This window comes from Reyranella sp., from assembly GCF_004296935.1.
Lineage (GTDB): Bacteria > Pseudomonadota > Alphaproteobacteria > Reyranellales > Reyranellaceae > Reyranella.
Genome location: NZ_SCVH01000144.1, coordinates 1 through 17,662, shown reverse-complemented (window position 1 = coordinate 17,662; position 17,662 = coordinate 1). Strand labels below are relative to the sequence as shown.

The following is a 17,662-nucleotide window of genomic DNA, read 5'->3' as shown; positions in this document are numbered from 1 at the left end:
AGAAATGAAGGCACTCGTGGCCTTCATTTCTCGCGAGTCCTCGGGCAGCGGCCGGCCGTTCATCGAACGCGTCATGCAATCATTCAGACGCTCGGGCAACGACAGGACGCGATTGTCGCGCGTCGAGAACTTCGGATAGGTCTTGGCGACGCCGACCAGCGGCAAGCCGGCGCGGTTGGTGCCGCCGTCGAGATGGCAATTCTGGCAGGCAAGGTTGTTGCCGGCAAAGCGCGCAGCAGGATCGGCGGCCTCGGGACCGATGATGGCGAAAGTCCGTGTCACCAGCCTGTAGCCGTAAGCGATCAGTTGGCCATCGGCCGTGGCGGGCGTCTGGAATCCCGGACCATTGATGCTGAAATCAGGCCACATGGTCGGCGGGGCTGCTGGCGCCGACGGCGCAACGTTGTCGACCGTGCGCACGGCGGGCGGCGATGCCGGCCCCAGGACGGCGAGAAGATCGCGAGCCCTGATACTCCAACCGCGATGCCGAGAAAGAGGATCGAGAGTGCGGACTTGCCTGTCATCGTCCCACCGACGTGGCGATCAGCGTCGCTCCAGAGAGAACCAGCAGCACGAGGATGACACGGCGGAAGCCGGCCTCGCCGATCCGACCATACAGCAGCAGGCCGACTCGCGCGCCGACCAAGGTGACCGGAACCGTGATCGCTGCCCAGATGAAGAAGGTGCGGTCGAGGAAACCCGCGATGCCGGCCGAGACCAGGGCGAGCAGCAGGATGCTCATGTTGAAAGGCTGATTGACGCCGCGCTGCTCGCTCTTGCCGAAGCCGCGCAGTTGCGCCCAGATCGCCGGCGCCGGACCGCTGAGGCTCGCCATGCCGCCCAGCACGCCGCCGGTGAAGCCCACGGCCGCATCGGCAGCGCGGCCGCCGCCGGTGACGATGGGCGGGCGGCGCACGAAAGCCATCCAGGCGCTGTAGAAGATCAGCAACGTACCGACGCCGATCTTCAGCGGGCTGGGCTGAACGTGCTCCAGCAGCATCGTGCCGATTGGCACACCGACGATGCCGGCGGCCAGCATCGGCCACAGCCGGGGCCAGCGAACACCCTTCCAGATCGTGGGCAGGGACTGGACGTGGCCGGCGACCCCGCACAGTGCAGTAAGGGGGGCGGCTGTCAGGGGCGACATCGCCTGCAGCCAGAAGCCCAGCGCCACCAGGGCATAGCCGGTGCCGCTCAGTCCGTTGACGAAGCCCGCGGCCAGCGCCCCGGCGGCGACGATCGCGATGTCGCCGGGGGGCGGCAGATCCACGCTGGTTAGGCTCCGGACGAGAAGGCCTGGATGCCTGTCATGGCGCGACCGAGGATCAGCGCGTGCACGTCGTGGGTACCTTCGTAGGTGTTCACGGCCTCGAGGTTCATGACGTGACGGATCACGTGGTATTCGTCCGACACGCCGTTGCCGCCGTGCATGTCGCGGGCGACGCGGGCGATGTCGAGCGCCTTGCCGCAGTTGTTGCGCTTGATCAGCGAGATCATCTCGGGCTGGGCGTGGCCAGCATCCTTGAGACGGCCGACACGCATGCAGGCCTGGAGGCCCAGCGCAATCTCGGTCTGCATGTCGGCCAGCTTCTTCTGGATCAGCTGGTTGGCGGCCAGCGGCCGGCCGAACTGCTTGCGGTCGAGCGTGTAGTTGCGCGCCTGCTTCCAGCAGAATTCGGCGGCACCCATGGCGCCCCAGGCGATGCCGTAGCGGGCGTTGTTGAGGCAGCCGAACGGGCCGCCGAGGCCCGCGACGTTGGGCAGCATGTTTTCGACGGGGACCATCACCTCGTCCATCATGATGCCGCCGGTCACCGAGGCGCGCAGGCTGAACTTGCCCTCGATCTTGGGCGTCTCGAGGCCCTTCATGCCGCGTTCGAGGATGAAGCCACGGATGGCGCCGCCGTCGAGCTTGGCCCAGATCACCAACACGTCGGCGATCGGCGAGTTGGTGATCCACATCTTGGAGCCCGAGACCTTGTAGCCGCCGGGCACTGTCACGGCGCGGGTCTTCATGCCGCCGGGGTCGGAGCCGTGATCCGGCTCGGTCAGGCCAAAGCAGCCGACCCACTCGCCGGTCGCGAGCTTGGGCAGGTACTTCATGCGCTGCTCTTCGGTACCGTAGGCATAGATCGGATGCATGACCAAGGAGGACTGCACGCTCATCGCCGAGCGGTAGCCCGAATCGACGCGCTCTACTTCACGGGCGACCAGGCCGTAGGTCGTGTAGTTGGCGCCGGCGCAGCCGTATTTCTCCGGCAGGGTCGAACCGAGAAGGCCGAGTGCCCCCATCTCGTTCATGATCTCGCGGTGGAATTTCTCGTGGCGGTTGGCCTCCAGGACGCGCGTCATCAGCTTGTCCTGGCAGTAATCGCGCGCGGCGTCGCGGATCGCGATTTCCTCCTCGGTGAGCTGGTCGTCGAGGAAGAACGGGTCCTCCCAGTCGAAGGGCTTGGCGTCGGCGCTGATGCCCTTGGCGGCGCTCTTGATCGGTGTTGCGGCGGTGGCCATGTCTTCTCCTCGCTGTCTTCGCCGCGTCTTATCAGCCGGAGGCAGTCACGCCAACTGCTCTAACTTTCGGGAGCGGAAAATCTCCGGCCAAGTTGGCTGAAGGCCCTGGAGGAGTGGCCGTTCCAAGGACGGACACGAGCTCACCGGCGGCTGCATTTCGTCGGGCGCTTTGGCGGCAAGAGATGTTATTCTTGCTAGCGGAGCAACTCGAGCAGGCCCGGCCCTGGCACGAGTGGCGACCATCCTAGGGCTTTTCCGGGGGGATCAAGATATGCGTACAGCCATCGCTGGATTCATCGCGGGCTCCGTCAGCGTGCTGGTGTTTCACCAATTCGGCTTCTTCATCGCCAACGAGCTCGGCCTGCTGAAAGTGCAGCTCTACAACATGCGTCCGGTGCCGCCTCTCGGCGTGCCGACGATTGTCTCGCTGGCCTTCTGGGGTGGAGTCTGGGGTATCGTTGGTTCCTTCATCGTTCTGCGCCTGCCGGCGGCCGTGGACGGCCCGCTCGGCTGGATCCTGTTCGCCGGCATCGTCGTCACACTCGTCAACTGGTTTGTCGTGCTGCCGATCAAGGGCCAACCCATCGGCGGCGGCTTTCGCATGCCGGGCATGGTCGTCGTGCCGCTGGTCTATACGTTCTGGGGCGTAGGCGTGTGGCTCATCTTCGGCCTGACACGGCGCGCGCTGGGCGGCACCAAGTGGAATGGCTAGGAATTCCCGATGCTGATCGTGGATGCCCAGGTCCATATCTGGGCCGCCAATACGCCCGAGCGGCCGTGGCCGGCACGCGCCGAACCGCACCGCGCGCCACTCGGAAAGGACGAGCTGCTGGCCGAGATGGCCAAGGCGGGTGTCGATCGCGTGATCTTGGTGCCGCCGTCGTGGGAGGGCGATCGCAACGATCTCGCCCTTGAAGCCGCCGCGGAACATCCCGATCGCCTCGCCATCATGGGACGTTTCGATCCCGATGCCCCTGGAGCCCGAGGGCAGGTGGCCGCCTGGAAGAAGCAGCCAGGCATGCTCGGCATGCGCTTCACCTTCCACACCGGCATCCTTCGCCAGCCGCTGATCGATGGCCGCTTCGACTGGGTGTGGGGCGAGATGGAGAAGGCCGGCATTCCGGCAATGGTGCTGTTCCATCACGAGTACATGCATCTCGCCGACAAGGTCGCGGAGCGCTATCCCGGCCTGCGCCTGGTGCTCGACCATCTCGGTCTCAAAAGCGGCAAGGATGTCACCGAGGCCTCGAATTTCGCCACCCTCGACAAGATGCTGGCGCTGGCCAAGCGGCCGAACGTGGCCGCCAAGGTCTCCGCGATGCCGTGCTACGCCGGTGACAAGACCTATCCCTTCCGGTCGGTGCATCCGCACATCCGGCGCGTGTTCGATGCCTTCGGACCGAAGCGCACCTTCTGGGGAACGGACTGGTCGCGGCTGCCCTGCAGCTATCGCAAGGGTGTAACCATGTTCACCGAGGAGATGCCCTGGCTGACGGGCGCCGACCTCGAGGGCGTGATGGGCCGCGGCGTCTGCGACTGGCTCGGCTGGAAGATCTGAGCCGCTACAGCGCCCGCGTCACCGTCTGCGAGCCGCCGCCCCAGATCGGCAGGTAGCTCATCTTGTACCCCGCGCCGCCGGTCACGACGGGATGGATGGCATCGGGCGAACGCGCCACGCCCTGACCCTCGTCGAAGAGATATTGCTGCACGCGTCCGAGATCCCAGCCGTCGTGGCGGACGATCTTCTCTGCCATCTCGAGCGGCAGCAGGAAGACCTGCTCGCCGCGCTCGTTCTTGCGGCCCATGCCCGACATGACGATGGCGGCCCGCATCGCCGTCGCGATCGGCGAGAGGATGGCTTCGGGCGTGGCGCCCTCGCCGTCGCCGGGCAACACCTCGGCGGTGCCCGAGATTCCCATGATCGTGATGGCGCTGGCGTCGCCGCCGAGACCGCGACGAGCGGTCAGCGTCGGGAAGGGGCCGTCGTTGCGTTCGGCGAAGCACAATGTGTACTTGCCCGGCTGGCCCATGGTCGCCATGTCGCCGGTATCTGAGCGAGCGCCGCCGATGTTGCGGATCACGAGCTGCAGCGCGCGGCCGATACTGGCATTGGCGCGATTGCCGGGCCCGAGACAGTTGGTGCCGGCATTGACGCCCAGCGTGCGCGCGATCGGGCCATGGATGCAGAGCGCCACGCAGGCGGTACCCGTGGTCGTGGCGATGCCGAGGATGTTGAAGTCGGGTTCGAGGATCGCTTCGGCCGCGGCCAGCACGACCGGCAGTTCCTTGGGCAGCGCGCCGGCGATCACGCACTGGTAGGCGACAGCTTCGGGCGTGAGGTCGCCGAACATCGGCGGCAGCATGCCGCGCGACTCGGCGCGATTGGCGACGCCGGCGACCATGGCATCGAGCCGCCGTTGCGTCGGCGGTACGAGTGGCAGGCCGTCGCTGAGCTCGGCCTCGGTCAGGATCTGCTGGGCAGCTTCCCAGCCCGTCGACTCCTCGACAACGGGCCAGCCGCTCCACTCGCTCATTGGATGCGCGTACAGGCGACCATGGTGCCGCCGAACGACGGGATGAACGCCGAGTGCTTGCCCGGGCCGCCGGCCACCGTGATGTGCAGGTCCTGCGGCGTGCGGCCGATGCGCAAATAGTCGCCGTCCGGCTTGTGGCCGGTGCTGGCGTAGGTATCGAGGTTCCCCTTGGAAACGCGCGAGATGTGGATGCGCGAGCGCTGCCACAGCTCCTCACGGATGGTCTCGATGGTGAAGCCGTCGCGCTTGAGCGTCGCAGCGTGCTCGGGGCCGATGATGATGAAGCTCGGGCCCTTGCCGTAGACTGTATTGGCGCCCGGCGTCGCCATGCCGCCCGCGAACGTCGTCAGCAGGCCGTCGCCCGTGGTCGAGCCGTGGTCGTTGAGATTGTGCGGGCCTTCACCCGACATCACCGTCACTACATTGTCGGTCGGCTTGAAGCCGCGCTGCACATGGTAGGGCGTCCACGGATTCTCTTCTTCGTTCTCGCCGAAGCAGAAGGTGAACTTGGCGGGATTGCCCTGGGTCGAGCGGTCCATCTCGCCGGGCTTGGCGCCGGCGATGTTGAGCAGCATCAGGCCGAGCGCGCGGCCGATCGTGGCGTTGGCCTGCCAGCCCTGCCCGAAGCAGTTCGAGCCGCAGTTGACGTTGAGCTCCTTGCGGATCGGTCCGCTAATCATGACCATCGGGGCGCAGGAGTGTGTGGTCGCGAGCGTGCCGTGCAGATTGAAGTCGGGTTCGAGCACGCTGCGCAGCGCGGCTGTCACCACCGGGAAGTATTCCGGCTTGCAGCCGGCCATCACGGCATTGGCCGCCATCGCCTGGATGGTCGGCACGATCTGGCGCGGCGGCACCGGTGAGTAGGGCCGGTTGTCGCCACGAACCGTGTCGACGAACTTCGCCACCTTCGCCTCGGTCGGCACGAAGAGCGGCATGCCGTCGCTCCAGCCCTGTTCCGTGGCGAACTCGTTGAACGCCTCGACATCCATGTCGGCGATGTCGATCACTTCCTGCTCGGCGATGTCCGTCATTTCTTCGTCGCCTCGGTCAGTCCCTTGGTTGCCGCTTCGATGCGTTCACGCAGTTCCTCGGCATTGAGGCCGCCGACGGGGTGCTTCACGACGATAAGCCTGGGTTCGATCTTGCGGGCTTTCGCCTGGGCAAGGATCAGCGGCTTGAACGTCTCGGTAGCGATCACGAAGGCCGTGATGCCGCGCTTCTCGAGTTCGATGCTGTCGTGGAAACTCCACGATGAACAACTTCCTCAATCGCCTAGGGCGAGCAGCGCTCCCCGGAAGTTCGCCGCGACCTTCTCGATCTGGTCCTTCGGTGCCGCCTGCGAGGCCGAATTCTTGGAGTGATAGACGATGTTGTCGACGTTGCGGAAGGCGCTGAGCTTGGCACGGACGCCCTCGAGCAGTTCGCGGGCGTTGGGCTTGGAGTTCGACATCAGGGCGATCGCGTCGGTCGCCCAGTTGATTGGCTTCAGCGCCACGGTCTCGCCGGCGGCGGCAGACAGGCCGAAAGTGGGGTTGACGATGCGCATGGTCACTCCTCTTCAACTCGTTTTGCTCAAGGCCGCAACAACGGCCTTGGCGGCGCGCTGGCCGTCGGCGATCGCATCCGTCAGGTATTGACGGCCGCCGGCGCGTACGTCGCCGGCTGCGAAGGCGGTAGGCGACGACGTTCGGCCTTCCTTGTCGAGCACGATATGCCCGGTTGCGTCGCGTGCAAGGGATTCCGGCACGAATTCCGCAGCGGGAGACTGGCCGACGTAGACGAAGACCGCGCTGGCCGGAATGGTGTTCCGCACGGTCCCCGATTCGACCACGATGGACTGCAGACCGTCGCTGCCTTCCAGTCCGACGATGCGGCCTTCGATGAAGGTGATGCCTTCCGGCTTCTCGGCCGGTGGCGACCCGACTACGGTGACCTTGCTCCCAAGCCCTACCAGTTCCTGGGCTTCGAGGGCGGCCCAGCCTTCCGCGCCGGCAACGACGATCGGCAAGCCGGTATAGAGCGGTCCGTCGCAGGCCGCGCAGTGGGAGATCCCGCGGCCTTCGAACTGATCCTCGTTGGGTAGGCCGAGACGGCCCTTATGAAGGCCGGTTGCGACCACTACGGCCCGCGCGGTGTGGCGCTCGCCCTCCGCGGTCTCGACCGTCCAGGGGCCATCGCCGGAGAGTTTCACAACCTCGCCGAAGCCTATTTCGACACCGGCGACGACGGCGTCGTCGGTCATGAGGGAGGCCATCTGGGTGCCACTGAAGATTTCGTCGAAGTCGTGCAGTTCACCAAGATTGATCAGCACGCCGCCGGGCGCGAGCTTGTCCAGGCACAGGCACTTCAAGCCGGCGCGTGCGGCTTCAGTCGCGGCGGTGAGGCCGGCGGGACCTGCGCCGATGACGATGACGTCGTGTGAGGGCGTATCCATGGGGGCACTAATCCGGATTCGCGATGCGAAGTGCAAGCGGCTTGACTCGGGAAGCGTCCATACCTAGTAAGGCTAAGTATGGAAGCTGAGATGCTCAAAGGTCACCTCGATGCCATCGTTCTCGCCGCACTGGAGGCAGGACCTGCGCACGGCTACGCCATTATCGAGGCGATCAAGCGCAACAGCACCAACACCTTCGACCTGGCGGAGGGGACGGTCTATCCGGCGCTCCATCGCCTGGAGGCGGCGGGTCTGCTCTCCAGCGCGTGGATGACGCCGCCCGGCGGTCGTCGTCGTCGCCTGTATTCGCTGACCAAAGCAGGCTCGACGGCTCTCTCGGATCGTCGCAAGGCGTGGGGCCGATTCTCGCAAGCCGTCGATGCATTGCTTGGCGGAGGCCACGCATGGCCGGCGTGATCGAACAATATGTCACCACCTTGCGGCGCGGCCTCGACTTCGATCCGGTACTCGCCGATCGCCTTGCGGAGGAGGTTGAATCGCATCTGCGCGATGTGGCCGAGGCCGATCCGGCGTGGCCGTCGCCCGACGCCGAGCAGCGTGCCGTCGCCCGCTTCGGCCTTGCCCGGGAAATCGCCGCGCAGTTCGCGGCCGATGCCATCGACCGTCAGGCGAGGCGCACCTGGATCATGCTGGCGGCCACGGTCGCGGTCACATTCATCGCGATGCGGTTTCGGGTCATGTGGCTCGACGATCTCGACACCGCGATATCGACGCTGGCACCGCTGATCGACCGCTACGCCTTCATCGCGGCGCTCTCCGTCGGCATCGTCGGCTGGCTTGCCTTCCGCCGCTCGCTGATGCCTTTGGCTATCTGCCTCGGCGGACTGGCGGCATCGATCGCGGCGGGCCTTGCGCGGGCTGGTCTGTTTGTCGACGGCGCGCCGCTGCATGTGCTTTTGGCTGCGGCCGGGGAAGTTGGCTTGATCGCTCTTCTTTCATGGCACGTCTTCGGCTTGCACCGGCGCCTGCGGCGAATGGCCAGTTTGAGGAGGGCGCTATGACGGCTGGATGGCGGTTGGTCGGGCTCTTGTCGTTCCTGATAGCGGCGATGACCGCCGGGCTGGTCGTCAGCCACGGTGGCGACATCGAGGGCATACGCGTCGCGATCCGCGCCACGGCCCGGACTTCGCTGGTGCTCTTCGTCCTGGCGTTCACCGCAAGTGCGCTGGTCGAGCTCTTGCCCAGCGAGGCGACGCGCTGGCAACGCCGCAACCGGCGCTATCTCGGCGTCTCCTTCGCCGTCTCGCATTTCATCCATCTCGGCGCGATCCTGGCGCTGGCGTCGGTCGATCAGGCCCTGTTCTGGAAGCTCACCAACATCTCGACGATCGTTCTGGCCGGCTCGGCCTATCTCTTCATCGCGGCGATGGTGGCGACGTCGTTCGACCGCACCGCGGCGTGGCTCGGTTCGCGCAAATGGCGGCTGCTGCACCTGGTCGGCGGCTGGTACATCTGGATCAGCTTCGCCATCGCCGTCGGCAAGCGCGTGCCGCTCGACCGCTTCTACTGGCCGATGGCGGCGTTGGTGCTTGCCGCGGCCATCGTGCGGCTGATCGCCATGTTCCGGCGCAGCCGCCGGCAGGCCGCGATCAGCGCCTCCTAAGGACTCTCCTCCCGTAGTCCATCGTGACGACGGCGATGTGGTCCGCGATTTGCTCGTGGACCATTTTCAGAGGGATCATTTGAGATCGTCCATTTCAATCCTCCCCGGAAGGCCGGTACATTGGCGGCCAAGGCCCGTTGGAACCGTTGTCGGCCACGGGGCAGGGGAAAGCAGGGGCATGGCGTATTTTTCGCAGCAGTTGATCAATGCGATCACGCTTGGCGCGATCTACGGACTGATCGCCATCGGCTACACGATGGTCTACGGCATCATCGGCATGATCAACTTCGCGCACGGCGAAGTCTTCATGATCGGCGCCTTCATCTCGCTCATCGGCTTCATGATCTGCGGCATGCTCGGCATCGGCTCGGCGCCGGTTGCCATCCTGCTCGTGCTGCTGATGGCCATGGCGTTTTCCGCCGTCTATGGCTGGGCGATCGAGCGAACTGCCTATCGCCCGCTACGTGGGTCGTTCCGGTTGGCGCCGCTGATCTCGGCCATCGGCGTGTCGATCGCGTTGCAGAACTACGTGCAGCTTGTGCAGGGCGCGCGGCCCAAGCCGGGCGGCCAGATCGTATCGGGCGGTTTTAACCTGTTCAGCGCCGACGGCTTCGACGTGCGTGTCACCTGGCTGCAGATCATCATTGTCGTGGTAACGGTCGTTCTGATGGCGGGCTTCACCTGGCTTATCGCCCGCACGTCGCTCGGCCGCCGGCAGCGGGCCTGCGAGCAGGACATGAAGATGGCGGCCCTGCTGGGCGTCAACGTCGACCGCACCATCTCGCTCACCTTCGTGCTGGGAGCGGCGCTGGCTGCCGTCGCCGGCATGCTGTTCCTGATGTACTATGGCGTCATCGACTTCTTCATCGGGTTTCTCGCCGGTATCAAAGCCTTCACGGCCGCCGTGCTGGGCGGGATCGGCTCGCTGCCGGGCGCGATGCTGGGCGGGCTGCTGATCGGGCTGATCGAGGTGTTCTGGGCCGCCTACTTCTCGAGTGAATACAAGGACGTCGCGGCCTTCGCGATTCTCGTGCTGGTCCTGATCTTCCGGCCGAGCGGACTGCTCGGCAAGCCGGAGATCGAGAAGGTCTGAGTCGATGGGCGCGCGCCTGCCCTCAATGCTGAAAGACGCGGGCCTTACGGCCTTCGTGGCGGCGGCCCTCGGAATCTTCATCGTCGGGTTCCGCACCGTCGACGTCGGTCGCGGGCTGACCTTCGACTATCATCTCGTCGATCTTGCGGTCGCCGTGGTCACGATCTTCTTCGGAAGGCTCGGATTGTCGCTCGCGGCGAACGGCCTGCGTTGGCCCGCCATGGCGCTCGGCGCGGCGATGATCGCGGCCGGCGTGTCGCCGCTCCAACTGCCCTCGGGGTTCCTGCATTGGTTCGTGGCCCTGGGTGGCGTGTTGCTGGTGATCCGGGGCGCATGGCCATGGGCCAACGACGCGATGGCGGCCGCGGCCAAGTCGCCGTCCGGGGTGGTGCTGGGCCAGGCCGGTGCGAAATGGTCGGGCTGGCTGCTGCTGGCGGCTGCGGTGGCCATGCCGTTCACGCCGTTCGCCGATCAGAAGACCATGGACCTCGGCGTGCTGATCCTGACCTACGTGATGCTGGGTTGGGGGCTCAACATCGTGGTCGGCCTCGCAGGCCTGCTCGACCTCGGTTATGTCGCCTTCTATGCCGTCGGCGCCTATTCCTACGCATTGCTCAGCACGCAGCACGGGCTGGGCTTTTGGACGGTGCTGCCGCTCGCCGGCATGATGGCCGCCCTGTTTGGCGTTGTGCTGGGCTTTCCGGTGCTGCGTCTGCGGGGTGACTACCTCGCCATCGTGACCCTGGGCTTCGGCGAGATCATCCGGCTGGTCATCCTCAACTGGTTCGATCTCACGAACGGTCCGGCCGGCATCGGCTCGATCCCCGGGCCGACGCTGTTCGGCGCAGTGTTCGCCGAGACCCCGCCGGCAGGCAAGCAGACCGTTTCTGACATGCTGGGGATTCCCTTCGACGGCAATCACCGGCTGATCTTCCTCTATTATATCATCCTGGTCCTCGCACTGATCACCAACCTCTTCACCCAGCGCATGCGGCGCCTGCCGGTCGGCCGCGCCTGGGAGGCGCTGCGCGAGGACGAGACCGCGTGTCGCGCGCTCGGAATCAATCCGACCAATACCAAGCTCACGGCCTTTGCCGTCGGCGCCATGTTCGCGGGTTTCGCCGGCTCGTTCTTCGCCGCCAAGCAACGTTTCATCAGTCCCGAGAGCTTCGTCTTCATCGAATCGGCGATCATTCTCGCCATCGTCGTGCTGGGCGGCATGGGCAGCCAGATCGGCGTCGTACTGGCGGCGGTGCTGCTGATCGGCCTGCCGGAATGGTTCCGCGACCTCGGAAGCTACCGCATGCTGGCCTTCGGTCTCGCCATGGTGCTGATCATGGTGTTTCGTCCACGCGGTCTGGTCGCCCATCGCGAACCATCACTGCGGCTGCATCCGGTCAAACCGGGAGGCAGCGGATGAGCGTTCCGCAGGGCCTCCCGCTCATCGATGTCGAGCATCTCACCATGCGCTTCGGCGGCCTCGTGGCGGTCGACGACGTCTCGTTCTCGGCCCAGCCGCGAGAGATCACCGCCATCATCGGTCCCAACGGCGCCGGCAAGACGACGGTCTTCAACTGCATCACGGGCTTCTACAAGCCGACAGTCGGCCGCCTGACCTTGCGCGGTGGCGAGCGCGACTACCTGCTGGAGCGCATGCTGGGCCACGAGGTCGGCCAGCGGGCGAAGGTGGCGCGCACCTTCCAGAACATCCGTCTGTTTCCTGGCATGACGGTGCTGGAAAACCTGATGGTGGCGCAACACAACAAGCTGATGCGGGCGTCCGGCTGGAGCGTGTTCGGCCTGCTCGGGATCGGCGCCCATCGCAGAGCCGAGGAGGCCGGCGTCGAACTGGCCCGCGGCTGGCTCGAGCGCATTGCCTTGATCGACGATGCCGATCGGCCGGCCGGTGAACTGCCCTACGGCGCGCAGCGGCGGCTGGAGATCGCGCGTGCCATGTGCACCGAGCCCCGGCTGCTCTGCCTGGACGAGCCGGCCGCCGGACTCAATCCGCACGAATCGGCGGAACTCAACCAGCTCCTGGCCTCGATCCGCGACCGCGACGGCGTGGGCGTGCTTCTGATCGAGCACGACATGAGCGTGGTGATGAAGATCTCGGATCACATCGTCGTGCTCGACTATGGCCGCAAGATCGCCGAAGGCAGCCCGGCCGAAGTGCAGGACGATCCCGCCGTGATCCGTGCCTACCTCGGCACCGACGACGAGGCGATCGATGGCTGAGCCGTCGATCCTTTCCGTGAAGGGTGTCGAGACCTTTTACGGTGCCATCCAGGCGCTCCACGGTGTCGACCTCGATGTTGCCAAAGGTGAGATCGTGGCCCTGATCGGCGCCAACGGCGCCGGCAAATCGACCCTGCTGATGACCATCTGCGGCAATCCACGGGCCCGCGCAGGCGCGATCCGGCTCGATGGCGAGGACATCACGGCGCTGCCGACGCACGAGATCGTGCGGCGCGGCGTGGCCCAGGTGCCGGAAGGCAGGCGGATCTTCCCGCGCATGAGCGTGTTGGAGAATCTCCAGATGGGGGCAACGCTAGCCGAGCCGGCGCATTTCACCCACGACCTCGAGCGCGTGTTCGCGATGTTTCCCCGGCTCGCCGAGCGGCGAGACCAGCGCGGCGGCACGCTCTCGGGTGGCGAGCAGCAGATGCTGGCGATCGGCCGGGCGCTGATGAGCCGGCCGCGGCTCCTGCTGCTCGACGAGCCGTCTCTCGGCCTGGCGCCGCTGATCGTGCGGCAGATCTTCGAGGTCATCGGCCGGATCGCGCGCGAGGAGGGGGTGACGATCTTCCTGGTCGAGCAGAACGCCTATCATGCGCTCCGCCTCGCCGACCGCGGGTATGTGCTGGCCAACGGCCGAGTCCGGCTGAGCGGCGGCGGCCGCGAACTGCTCGCCAATGCCGAGGTCCGCGCCGCCTATCTCGAGGGGGGACACGGATGAGCCCGCCCCCATGAACCCAATCGACACCTTCATGTTCGATTGGTTCGGCGACACGCTGTTCAACGTGCTGCTATTCAATCTGGTGGTGATCGGGCCGGCGTCGTTCGCGGCCGGCCATGCCGTCGCCACGACCTGGCGCCACTGGGGCCAGATGGTGTTTTACACGGCACTTCTTTCGGCGACTCTGCGGTTTCTGGACTATGCCCTGGCAGGGGGCGAATTGTGGTCGGTGGCCGGCTTTTTGCTAGGCTGGCTGGTGCAGCTGTCGATCGGAGCCTTCGCCTACCGCCTGACCCAGACGCGCCAGATGGTCCGGCAATATCCATGGCTCTACCAGCGCAAAGGCTTGCTGGGCTGGGAGGAGCGGCACTAATCTAAAGGTAATGCTCCACATCCGTGGAGGGGGCCAAGCAGGGAGACACGCATGAGAAAAACCTACGGAACGCTCGCCGTCGCGGCCATCGCGCTGATGGCGACGCCGGCCTTGGCGCAGATCAAAATCGGGTCGGCCGGCCCGATGACCGGACAGTACGCAGCGTTCGGCGAGCAGCTGAAGCGCGGCGCCACGATGGCCGTCGAGGAGATCAACGCGGCGGGCGGTGTCAACGGCAAGAAGGTCGAGCTGATCATCGGCGACGATGCCTGCGATCCCAAGCAGGCGACGGCGGTGGCCAACAAGATGGTGTCGGACAAGGTCGTGTTCGTGGCCGGGCACTTCTGCTCGGGCTCGTCGATCCCCGCATCCGACATCTACAAGGAGGGCAAGGTCCTGCAGATCACGCCGGCCTCGACCAATCCCAAGCTGACCGACGACGCCGTCGCCAAGGGCAACACCACGGTGTTCCGCACCTGCGGCCGTGACGACGTGCAGGGCGCCACGGTCGGCGCCTACATCACCAAGTTCCACAAGGGTGCCAAGGTCGCGATCCTCCACGACAAGTCGCCCTACGGCAAAGGCGTGGCCGACGAGACCAAGAAGGCCCTGAACAAGAACGGCCTGCGCGAGACGATGTACGAGGCCTACAACGACACCGACAAGGACTTCACCGCGCTGATCAACAAGATGAAGCAGGCGAAGATCGACATCATCGTGCTCGGCGGCTACCACACCGCGGGCGCGCTGATCATCAAGCAGGCGCGTGAGCAGGGCCTTGCTGCCCAGATGATGGGCTTCGACTCGCTCGAGACGGCGGAGTTTGCCCAGCTCGGCGGCGCTGCGACCAATGGCGTGCTGATGTCGTTCCCGCCCAAGGCCGAGGACGATCCGAAGAACGCGGCGCTGGTGAAGAAGTTCCGCGATGCCAAGTACAACCCGGAAGGCTACACGCTGTTCAGCTATGCCGCCGTCAAGGCATGGGCCGACGCCGCCAAGAAGGCCAACTCGACCGATCCCGCCGCCGTCGCCGCAGCCCTGCGTTCGGGCAAGTTCGACTCGGCCGTGGGTGTTCTCGAGTTCGACCAGAAGGGCGACATCAAGAACCCAGTCTACGACATCTACGTCTGGAAGGACGGCAAGTCGTTCCCGACCGTCAAGTAAGCTTCGCGACCCGACAGGAAAGGCCCGGCGCATGCCGGGCCTTTTTCTTTACGATTCAGCCTCTTGTGGGTGGCTTCCCTTGATTTTGGGGGCCGGTAGCGCGGCCGCGCCGTATATGGTATCCGGGGTCTCAACAGCTAGAGGGGATCGATCGTCGAGATGGCGGGGGCCACCATCGCGGTCGCGTCGGATCATGCCGGCTTCGACCTGAAGGAACTGCTCAAGCGCGACCTGCAGCAAGCGGGTCACGACGTGCTCGACCTCGGCACAAATTCCACTGAATCTGTGGACTATCCCGACTTCGGCAAGGCCATGGCCGATGCCATCGGCACGGGCAAGGCCGGGCGTGGCGTTCTCGTTTGCGGCACCGGCATCGGCATTTCGATCGCCGCCAACCGCAATCCCAAGGTGCGCGCCGCTCTGGTGCACGACGTCACCTCGGCCCGGCTATCGCGCGAGCACAACGACGCCAACGTCGTTGCATTCGGTTCGCGCCTGATCGGGACGGAGGCCGCCCGCGAAGCACTTAAGGTTTTCCTCGCCACCAAGTTCGAAGGCGGTCGCCATATCGGCCGCGTTGCCAAGCTTTCGAAGGACTGAACGACATGAGCCAAGCCGCTGCCAAGATGTCCGACTCGCCACTGCCGATGTTCACCAAGAGCCTCGCCGAGGCCGATCCTGCAGTCTACGCGACAGTGAAGGGCGAACTCGCCCGCCAGCGCGAGCAGATCGAGCTGATCGCCTCGGAGAACATCGTTTCCCGCGCCGTACTCGAGGCGGCCGGGTCGGTGCTCACCAACAAATATGCCGAGGGCTATCCGCGCCGGCGCTACTACGGCGGCTGCGAGGAGGTGGACAAGGCCGAGGATCTCGCGATCGAGCGGGCGTGCAAGCTGTTCAATTGCAGCTTCGCGAACGTGCAGCCGCATTCGGGCGCCCAGGCGAATCAGGCGGTGTTCATGGCGCTGCTCAAGCCCGGCGACACCTTCATGGGCATGGCGCTCGACCAGGGCGGCCATCTCACCCACGGTTCGCCCGCCAACCAGTCGGGCAAGTGGTTCAAGGTGGTGTCCTATGGCGTCAAGCCCGACAGCCACCTGATCGACTACGAGCAGATGGAAGAAGTGGCGCGCAAGGAGAAGCCGAAGCTGATCGTGGCAGGCGCCTCGGCCTATTCGCGCCATATCGACTGGGCCCGCTTCCGCAAGGTGGCCGACGAGATCGGCGCCTTCTTCATGGTCGACATGGCGCACTATGCCGGCCTGGTCGCGGCCGGTGTCTATCCCAGCCCGCTGCCGCATGCCCATGTCGTGACCACGACGACGCACAAGACACTGCGCGGTCCGCGCGGCGGCATGATCCTCTCGAACGACGCCGAGATCGGCAAGAAGATCAATTCGGCGGTGTTCCCCGGCCTGCAAGGCGGGCCGCTGATGCACATCATCGCCGGCAAGGCAGTGGCCTTCGGTGAGGCGCTGCGGCCCGACTTCAAGGTCTACGCCCAGAACGTCATCGACAATGCCCGGGCCCTTGCCTCGGCGCTGACCGAGCGCGGTCTCAAGATCGTCTCGGGCGGCACCGACAGCCACGTCATGCTGGTCGATCTCAGGCCCAAGAAGGCGACCGGCGTCTCGGCCGAGAAGGTGCTCGACCGCGCCGGCATCACCGTGAACAAGAACAGCATTCCGGGAGACCCGGAGAAGTACACAGTCACGTCGGGCGTGCGGCTGGGCTCGCCCGCCGGCACGACGCGCGGCTTCGGTGTCGCCGAGTTCCGCCAGATCGGCCATCTCATCGCCGACGTGCTTGATGGAATCGCCAAGAACGGCCCGGACGGCGACGCCCAGGTCGAACAAGAAGTGCGGAGCAAGGTGCATGCGCTCTGCGCCCGCTTTCCGATCTACCGCGACTGACAACGCGCAAAGCACAAATAACAGGGGGACTAGATGCGCTGTCCATTCTGCGGTCACGAGGACACCCAGGTTAAGGACTCGAGACCGACCGACGACAATTCCGCGATCCGCCGCCGGCGCTACTGCCCGTCGTGCGGTTCGCGCTTCACCACCTTCGAGCGCGTGCAGCTGCGCGAACTCACGGTCGTGAAGAAGAACGGCCAGCGCGTCCAGTTCGACCGCGACAAGCTCGCGCGCTCGATCTCGGTGGCCTGCCGCAAGCGACCGGTCGATCCCGAGCGCGTCGAGCGCGTGGTCAACGGCATCGTGCGCCGCCTCGAGAGCTCCGGTGAGAGCGAGATTCCCTCGACGCAGATCGGCGAACTGGTGATGGACGCGCTGCGCGCGCTCGATCCGGTGGCCTATGTGCGGTTCGCCTCGGTCTATCGCAATTTCCGCGAGGCCCGGGACTTCGAGGAGTTCATCTCCGATCTCGCCGAGACGGCCAACCTCAAGGATTGACGCGATGATGCGCGCCGCGCTCGCGCTGGCGCGCCGTTCGCTTGGGCGCACCTGGCCCAACCCGGCCGTGGGCTGCGTGATGGTGCGCGACGGGCGGATGATTGCGCGTGGCCGCACGCAGGACGGCGGCCGGCCGCACGCCGAGGCCGACGCGATTGCCAATGCCCAAGAGCCCCTGCAGGGCGCCACCGCCTACGTGACGCTCGAGCCGTGCGCCCATCACGGCAAGACCCCGCCGTGCGCCGACGCGCTGATCGCCGCCGGTATTGGCCGTGTGGTCTCGGCAATGGAAGATCCGGACCCGCGGGTAAAAGGGCAGGGCCATGCCCGGCTGGCCGCGGCGGGCATTGCAGTCGAGATCGGCGAGGGTGCCGCGGCGGCGGCCGAGATCAACGCCGGCTTCCTCCTGCGGGTTAAGGAGGGCCGGCCGCTTTTTCATCTCAAGCTGGCAAGCTCTCTCGACGGTCGCATCGCGACGGCATCGGGAGAGAGTCGGTGGATCACCGGCGAGGCGGCGCGCGCTGACGGTCATCGCCTGCGCAGCATCCACGACGCG

22 protein-coding genes and 1 pseudogene are annotated in these 17,662 nt (G+C 65.8%); 15 read left to right on the top strand and 8 right to left on the bottom strand.

All coding sequences use genetic code 11. The annotated features are described in order from the left end of the window. The 3 genes and pseudogenes from EPO55_RS20205 to EPO55_RS20195 all read right to left on the bottom strand — a co-directional run. Positions 1–369: pseudogene (locus tag EPO55_RS20205) on the bottom strand (hypothetical protein); the annotation flags it as partial. Between the two features lie 151 nt (positions 370–520). Next, on the bottom strand, positions 521–1,270 hold the full coding sequence (locus EPO55_RS20200; protein WP_296339007.1) for a sulfite exporter TauE/SafE family protein: 750 nt from the start codon (positions 1,268–1,270) through the stop codon (positions 521–523). A 5-nt stretch (positions 1,271–1,275) separates the two neighbouring features. Beyond that, positions 1,276–2,511, bottom strand: coding sequence for an acyl-CoA dehydrogenase (locus EPO55_RS20195; RefSeq protein WP_296339006.1), 1,236 nt, complete (start codon positions 2,509–2,511; stop codon positions 1,276–1,278). A gap of 271 nt (positions 2,512–2,782) precedes the next feature. Between EPO55_RS20195 and EPO55_RS20190 the strand changes: the two genes are divergently transcribed. Both EPO55_RS20190 and EPO55_RS20185 read left to right on the top strand, forming a co-directional pair. Continuing rightward, a complete protein-coding gene (locus EPO55_RS20190) occupies positions 2,783–3,223 on the top strand; it encodes a hypothetical protein (protein WP_296339005.1) in 441 nt (146 codons plus the stop codon). A 9-nt stretch (positions 3,224–3,232) separates the two neighbouring features. Next, complete coding sequence (locus EPO55_RS20185; RefSeq protein ID WP_296339004.1) at positions 3,233–4,069, top strand: amidohydrolase family protein; 837 nt, start codon at positions 3,233–3,235, stop codon at positions 4,067–4,069. Between the two features lie 4 nt (positions 4,070–4,073). On the opposite strand, the gene EPO55_RS20180 is transcribed toward EPO55_RS20185, so the two are convergent. The 5 genes from EPO55_RS20180 to EPO55_RS20160 all read right to left on the bottom strand — a co-directional run bounded on the left by EPO55_RS20180 (position 4,074) and on the right by EPO55_RS20160 (position 7,479). Continuing rightward, positions 4,074–5,045: a hypothetical protein gene (locus tag EPO55_RS20180; RefSeq protein ID WP_296339002.1), complete on the bottom strand. Its 972-nt coding sequence runs from the start codon at positions 5,043–5,045 to the stop codon at positions 4,074–4,076. After that, positions 5,042–6,076, bottom strand: a complete 1,035-nt coding sequence (locus tag EPO55_RS20175; RefSeq protein ID WP_296339001.1) for a hypothetical protein — start codon at positions 6,074–6,076, stop codon at positions 5,042–5,044. Before EPO55_RS20175 ends, EPO55_RS20180 begins: the two co-directional genes overlap by 4 nt. Beyond that, positions 6,073–6,243 (bottom strand): hypothetical protein, encoded by a 171-nt coding sequence (locus EPO55_RS20170; RefSeq protein ID WP_296338999.1) that lies wholly within the window; start codon positions 6,241–6,243, stop codon positions 6,073–6,075. The genes EPO55_RS20175 and EPO55_RS20170 overlap by 4 nt, the downstream gene beginning before the upstream one ends. Before the next feature lie 66 nt (positions 6,244–6,309). Continuing rightward, complete coding sequence (locus tag EPO55_RS20165) at positions 6,310–6,591, bottom strand: hypothetical protein (protein ID WP_296338997.1); 282 nt, start codon at positions 6,589–6,591, stop codon at positions 6,310–6,312. 12 nt (positions 6,592–6,603) lie between these two features. Further along, entirely contained in the window at positions 6,604–7,479 is an 876-nt protein-coding gene (locus EPO55_RS20160; RefSeq protein ID WP_296338995.1) for an NAD(P)/FAD-dependent oxidoreductase, read from the bottom strand. 78 nt (positions 7,480–7,557) lie between these two features. On the opposite strand from EPO55_RS20160, the gene EPO55_RS20155 reads away from it, so the two are divergent. From EPO55_RS20155 to ribD, 13 genes are all read left to right on the top strand, one after another. Next, on the top strand, positions 7,558–7,896 hold the full coding sequence (locus EPO55_RS20155) for a helix-turn-helix transcriptional regulator (protein ID WP_296338993.1): 339 nt from the start codon (positions 7,558–7,560) through the stop codon (positions 7,894–7,896). Next, the gene (locus tag EPO55_RS20150; protein ID WP_296338992.1) at positions 7,884–8,501 is read left to right on the top strand and encodes a hypothetical protein; all 618 of its coding nucleotides are present in this window, start codon (positions 7,884–7,886) and stop codon (positions 8,499–8,501) included. The genes EPO55_RS20155 and EPO55_RS20150 overlap by 13 nt, the downstream gene beginning before the upstream one ends. Next, positions 8,498–9,103: a hypothetical protein gene (locus EPO55_RS20145; RefSeq protein ID WP_296338990.1), complete on the top strand. Its 606-nt coding sequence runs from the start codon at positions 8,498–8,500 to the stop codon at positions 9,101–9,103. Before EPO55_RS20150 ends, EPO55_RS20145 begins: the two co-directional genes overlap by 4 nt. Before the next feature lie 178 nt (positions 9,104–9,281). Continuing rightward, on the top strand, positions 9,282–10,196 hold the full coding sequence (locus EPO55_RS20140) for a branched-chain amino acid ABC transporter permease LivH (RefSeq protein WP_296338989.1): 915 nt from the start codon (positions 9,282–9,284) through the stop codon (positions 10,194–10,196). A 25-nt stretch (positions 10,197–10,221) separates the two neighbouring features. Continuing rightward, positions 10,222–11,616: a high-affinity branched-chain amino acid ABC transporter permease LivM gene (livM, locus tag EPO55_RS20135; protein ID WP_296338987.1), complete on the top strand. Its 1,395-nt coding sequence runs from the start codon at positions 10,222–10,224 to the stop codon at positions 11,614–11,616. Next, the gene (locus EPO55_RS20130) at positions 11,613–12,434 is read left to right on the top strand and encodes an ABC transporter ATP-binding protein (protein WP_296338986.1); all 822 of its coding nucleotides are present in this window, start codon (positions 11,613–11,615) and stop codon (positions 12,432–12,434) included. Before livM ends, EPO55_RS20130 begins: the two co-directional genes overlap by 4 nt. Continuing rightward, a complete protein-coding gene (locus tag EPO55_RS20125; RefSeq protein WP_296338985.1) occupies positions 12,427–13,155 on the top strand; it encodes an ABC transporter ATP-binding protein in 729 nt (242 codons plus the stop codon). The genes EPO55_RS20130 and EPO55_RS20125 overlap by 8 nt, the downstream gene beginning before the upstream one ends. A gap of 10 nt (positions 13,156–13,165) precedes the next feature. Further along, positions 13,166–13,528 carry a DUF6867 family protein gene (locus tag EPO55_RS20120; protein ID WP_296338984.1) on the top strand — a complete coding sequence of 121 codons (363 nt, stop codon included), beginning with the start codon at positions 13,166–13,168 and terminating at the stop codon, positions 13,526–13,528. Positions 13,529–13,579: 51 nt separating this feature from the next. Next, a complete protein-coding gene (locus EPO55_RS20115; protein WP_296338983.1) occupies positions 13,580–14,692 on the top strand; it encodes a branched-chain amino acid ABC transporter substrate-binding protein in 1,113 nt (370 codons plus the stop codon). A 159-nt stretch (positions 14,693–14,851) separates the two neighbouring features. Further along, a complete protein-coding gene (gene rpiB, locus EPO55_RS20110; protein ID WP_296338982.1) occupies positions 14,852–15,292 on the top strand; it encodes a ribose 5-phosphate isomerase B in 441 nt (146 codons plus the stop codon). 5 nt (positions 15,293–15,297) lie between these two features. Then, complete coding sequence (glyA, locus tag EPO55_RS20105; RefSeq protein WP_296338981.1) at positions 15,298–16,605, top strand: serine hydroxymethyltransferase; 1,308 nt, start codon at positions 15,298–15,300, stop codon at positions 16,603–16,605. 33 nt (positions 16,606–16,638) lie between these two features. Then, the gene (gene nrdR, locus EPO55_RS20100; protein WP_296338980.1) at positions 16,639–17,106 is read left to right on the top strand and encodes a transcriptional regulator NrdR; all 468 of its coding nucleotides are present in this window, start codon (positions 16,639–16,641) and stop codon (positions 17,104–17,106) included. A 4-nt stretch (positions 17,107–17,110) separates the two neighbouring features. Further along, positions 17,111–17,662: bifunctional diaminohydroxyphosphoribosylaminopyrimidine deaminase/5-amino-6-(5-phosphoribosylamino)uracil reductase RibD (ribD, locus tag EPO55_RS20095; RefSeq protein WP_296338979.1), on the top strand; the 552-nt coding region annotated here is incomplete at its 3' end.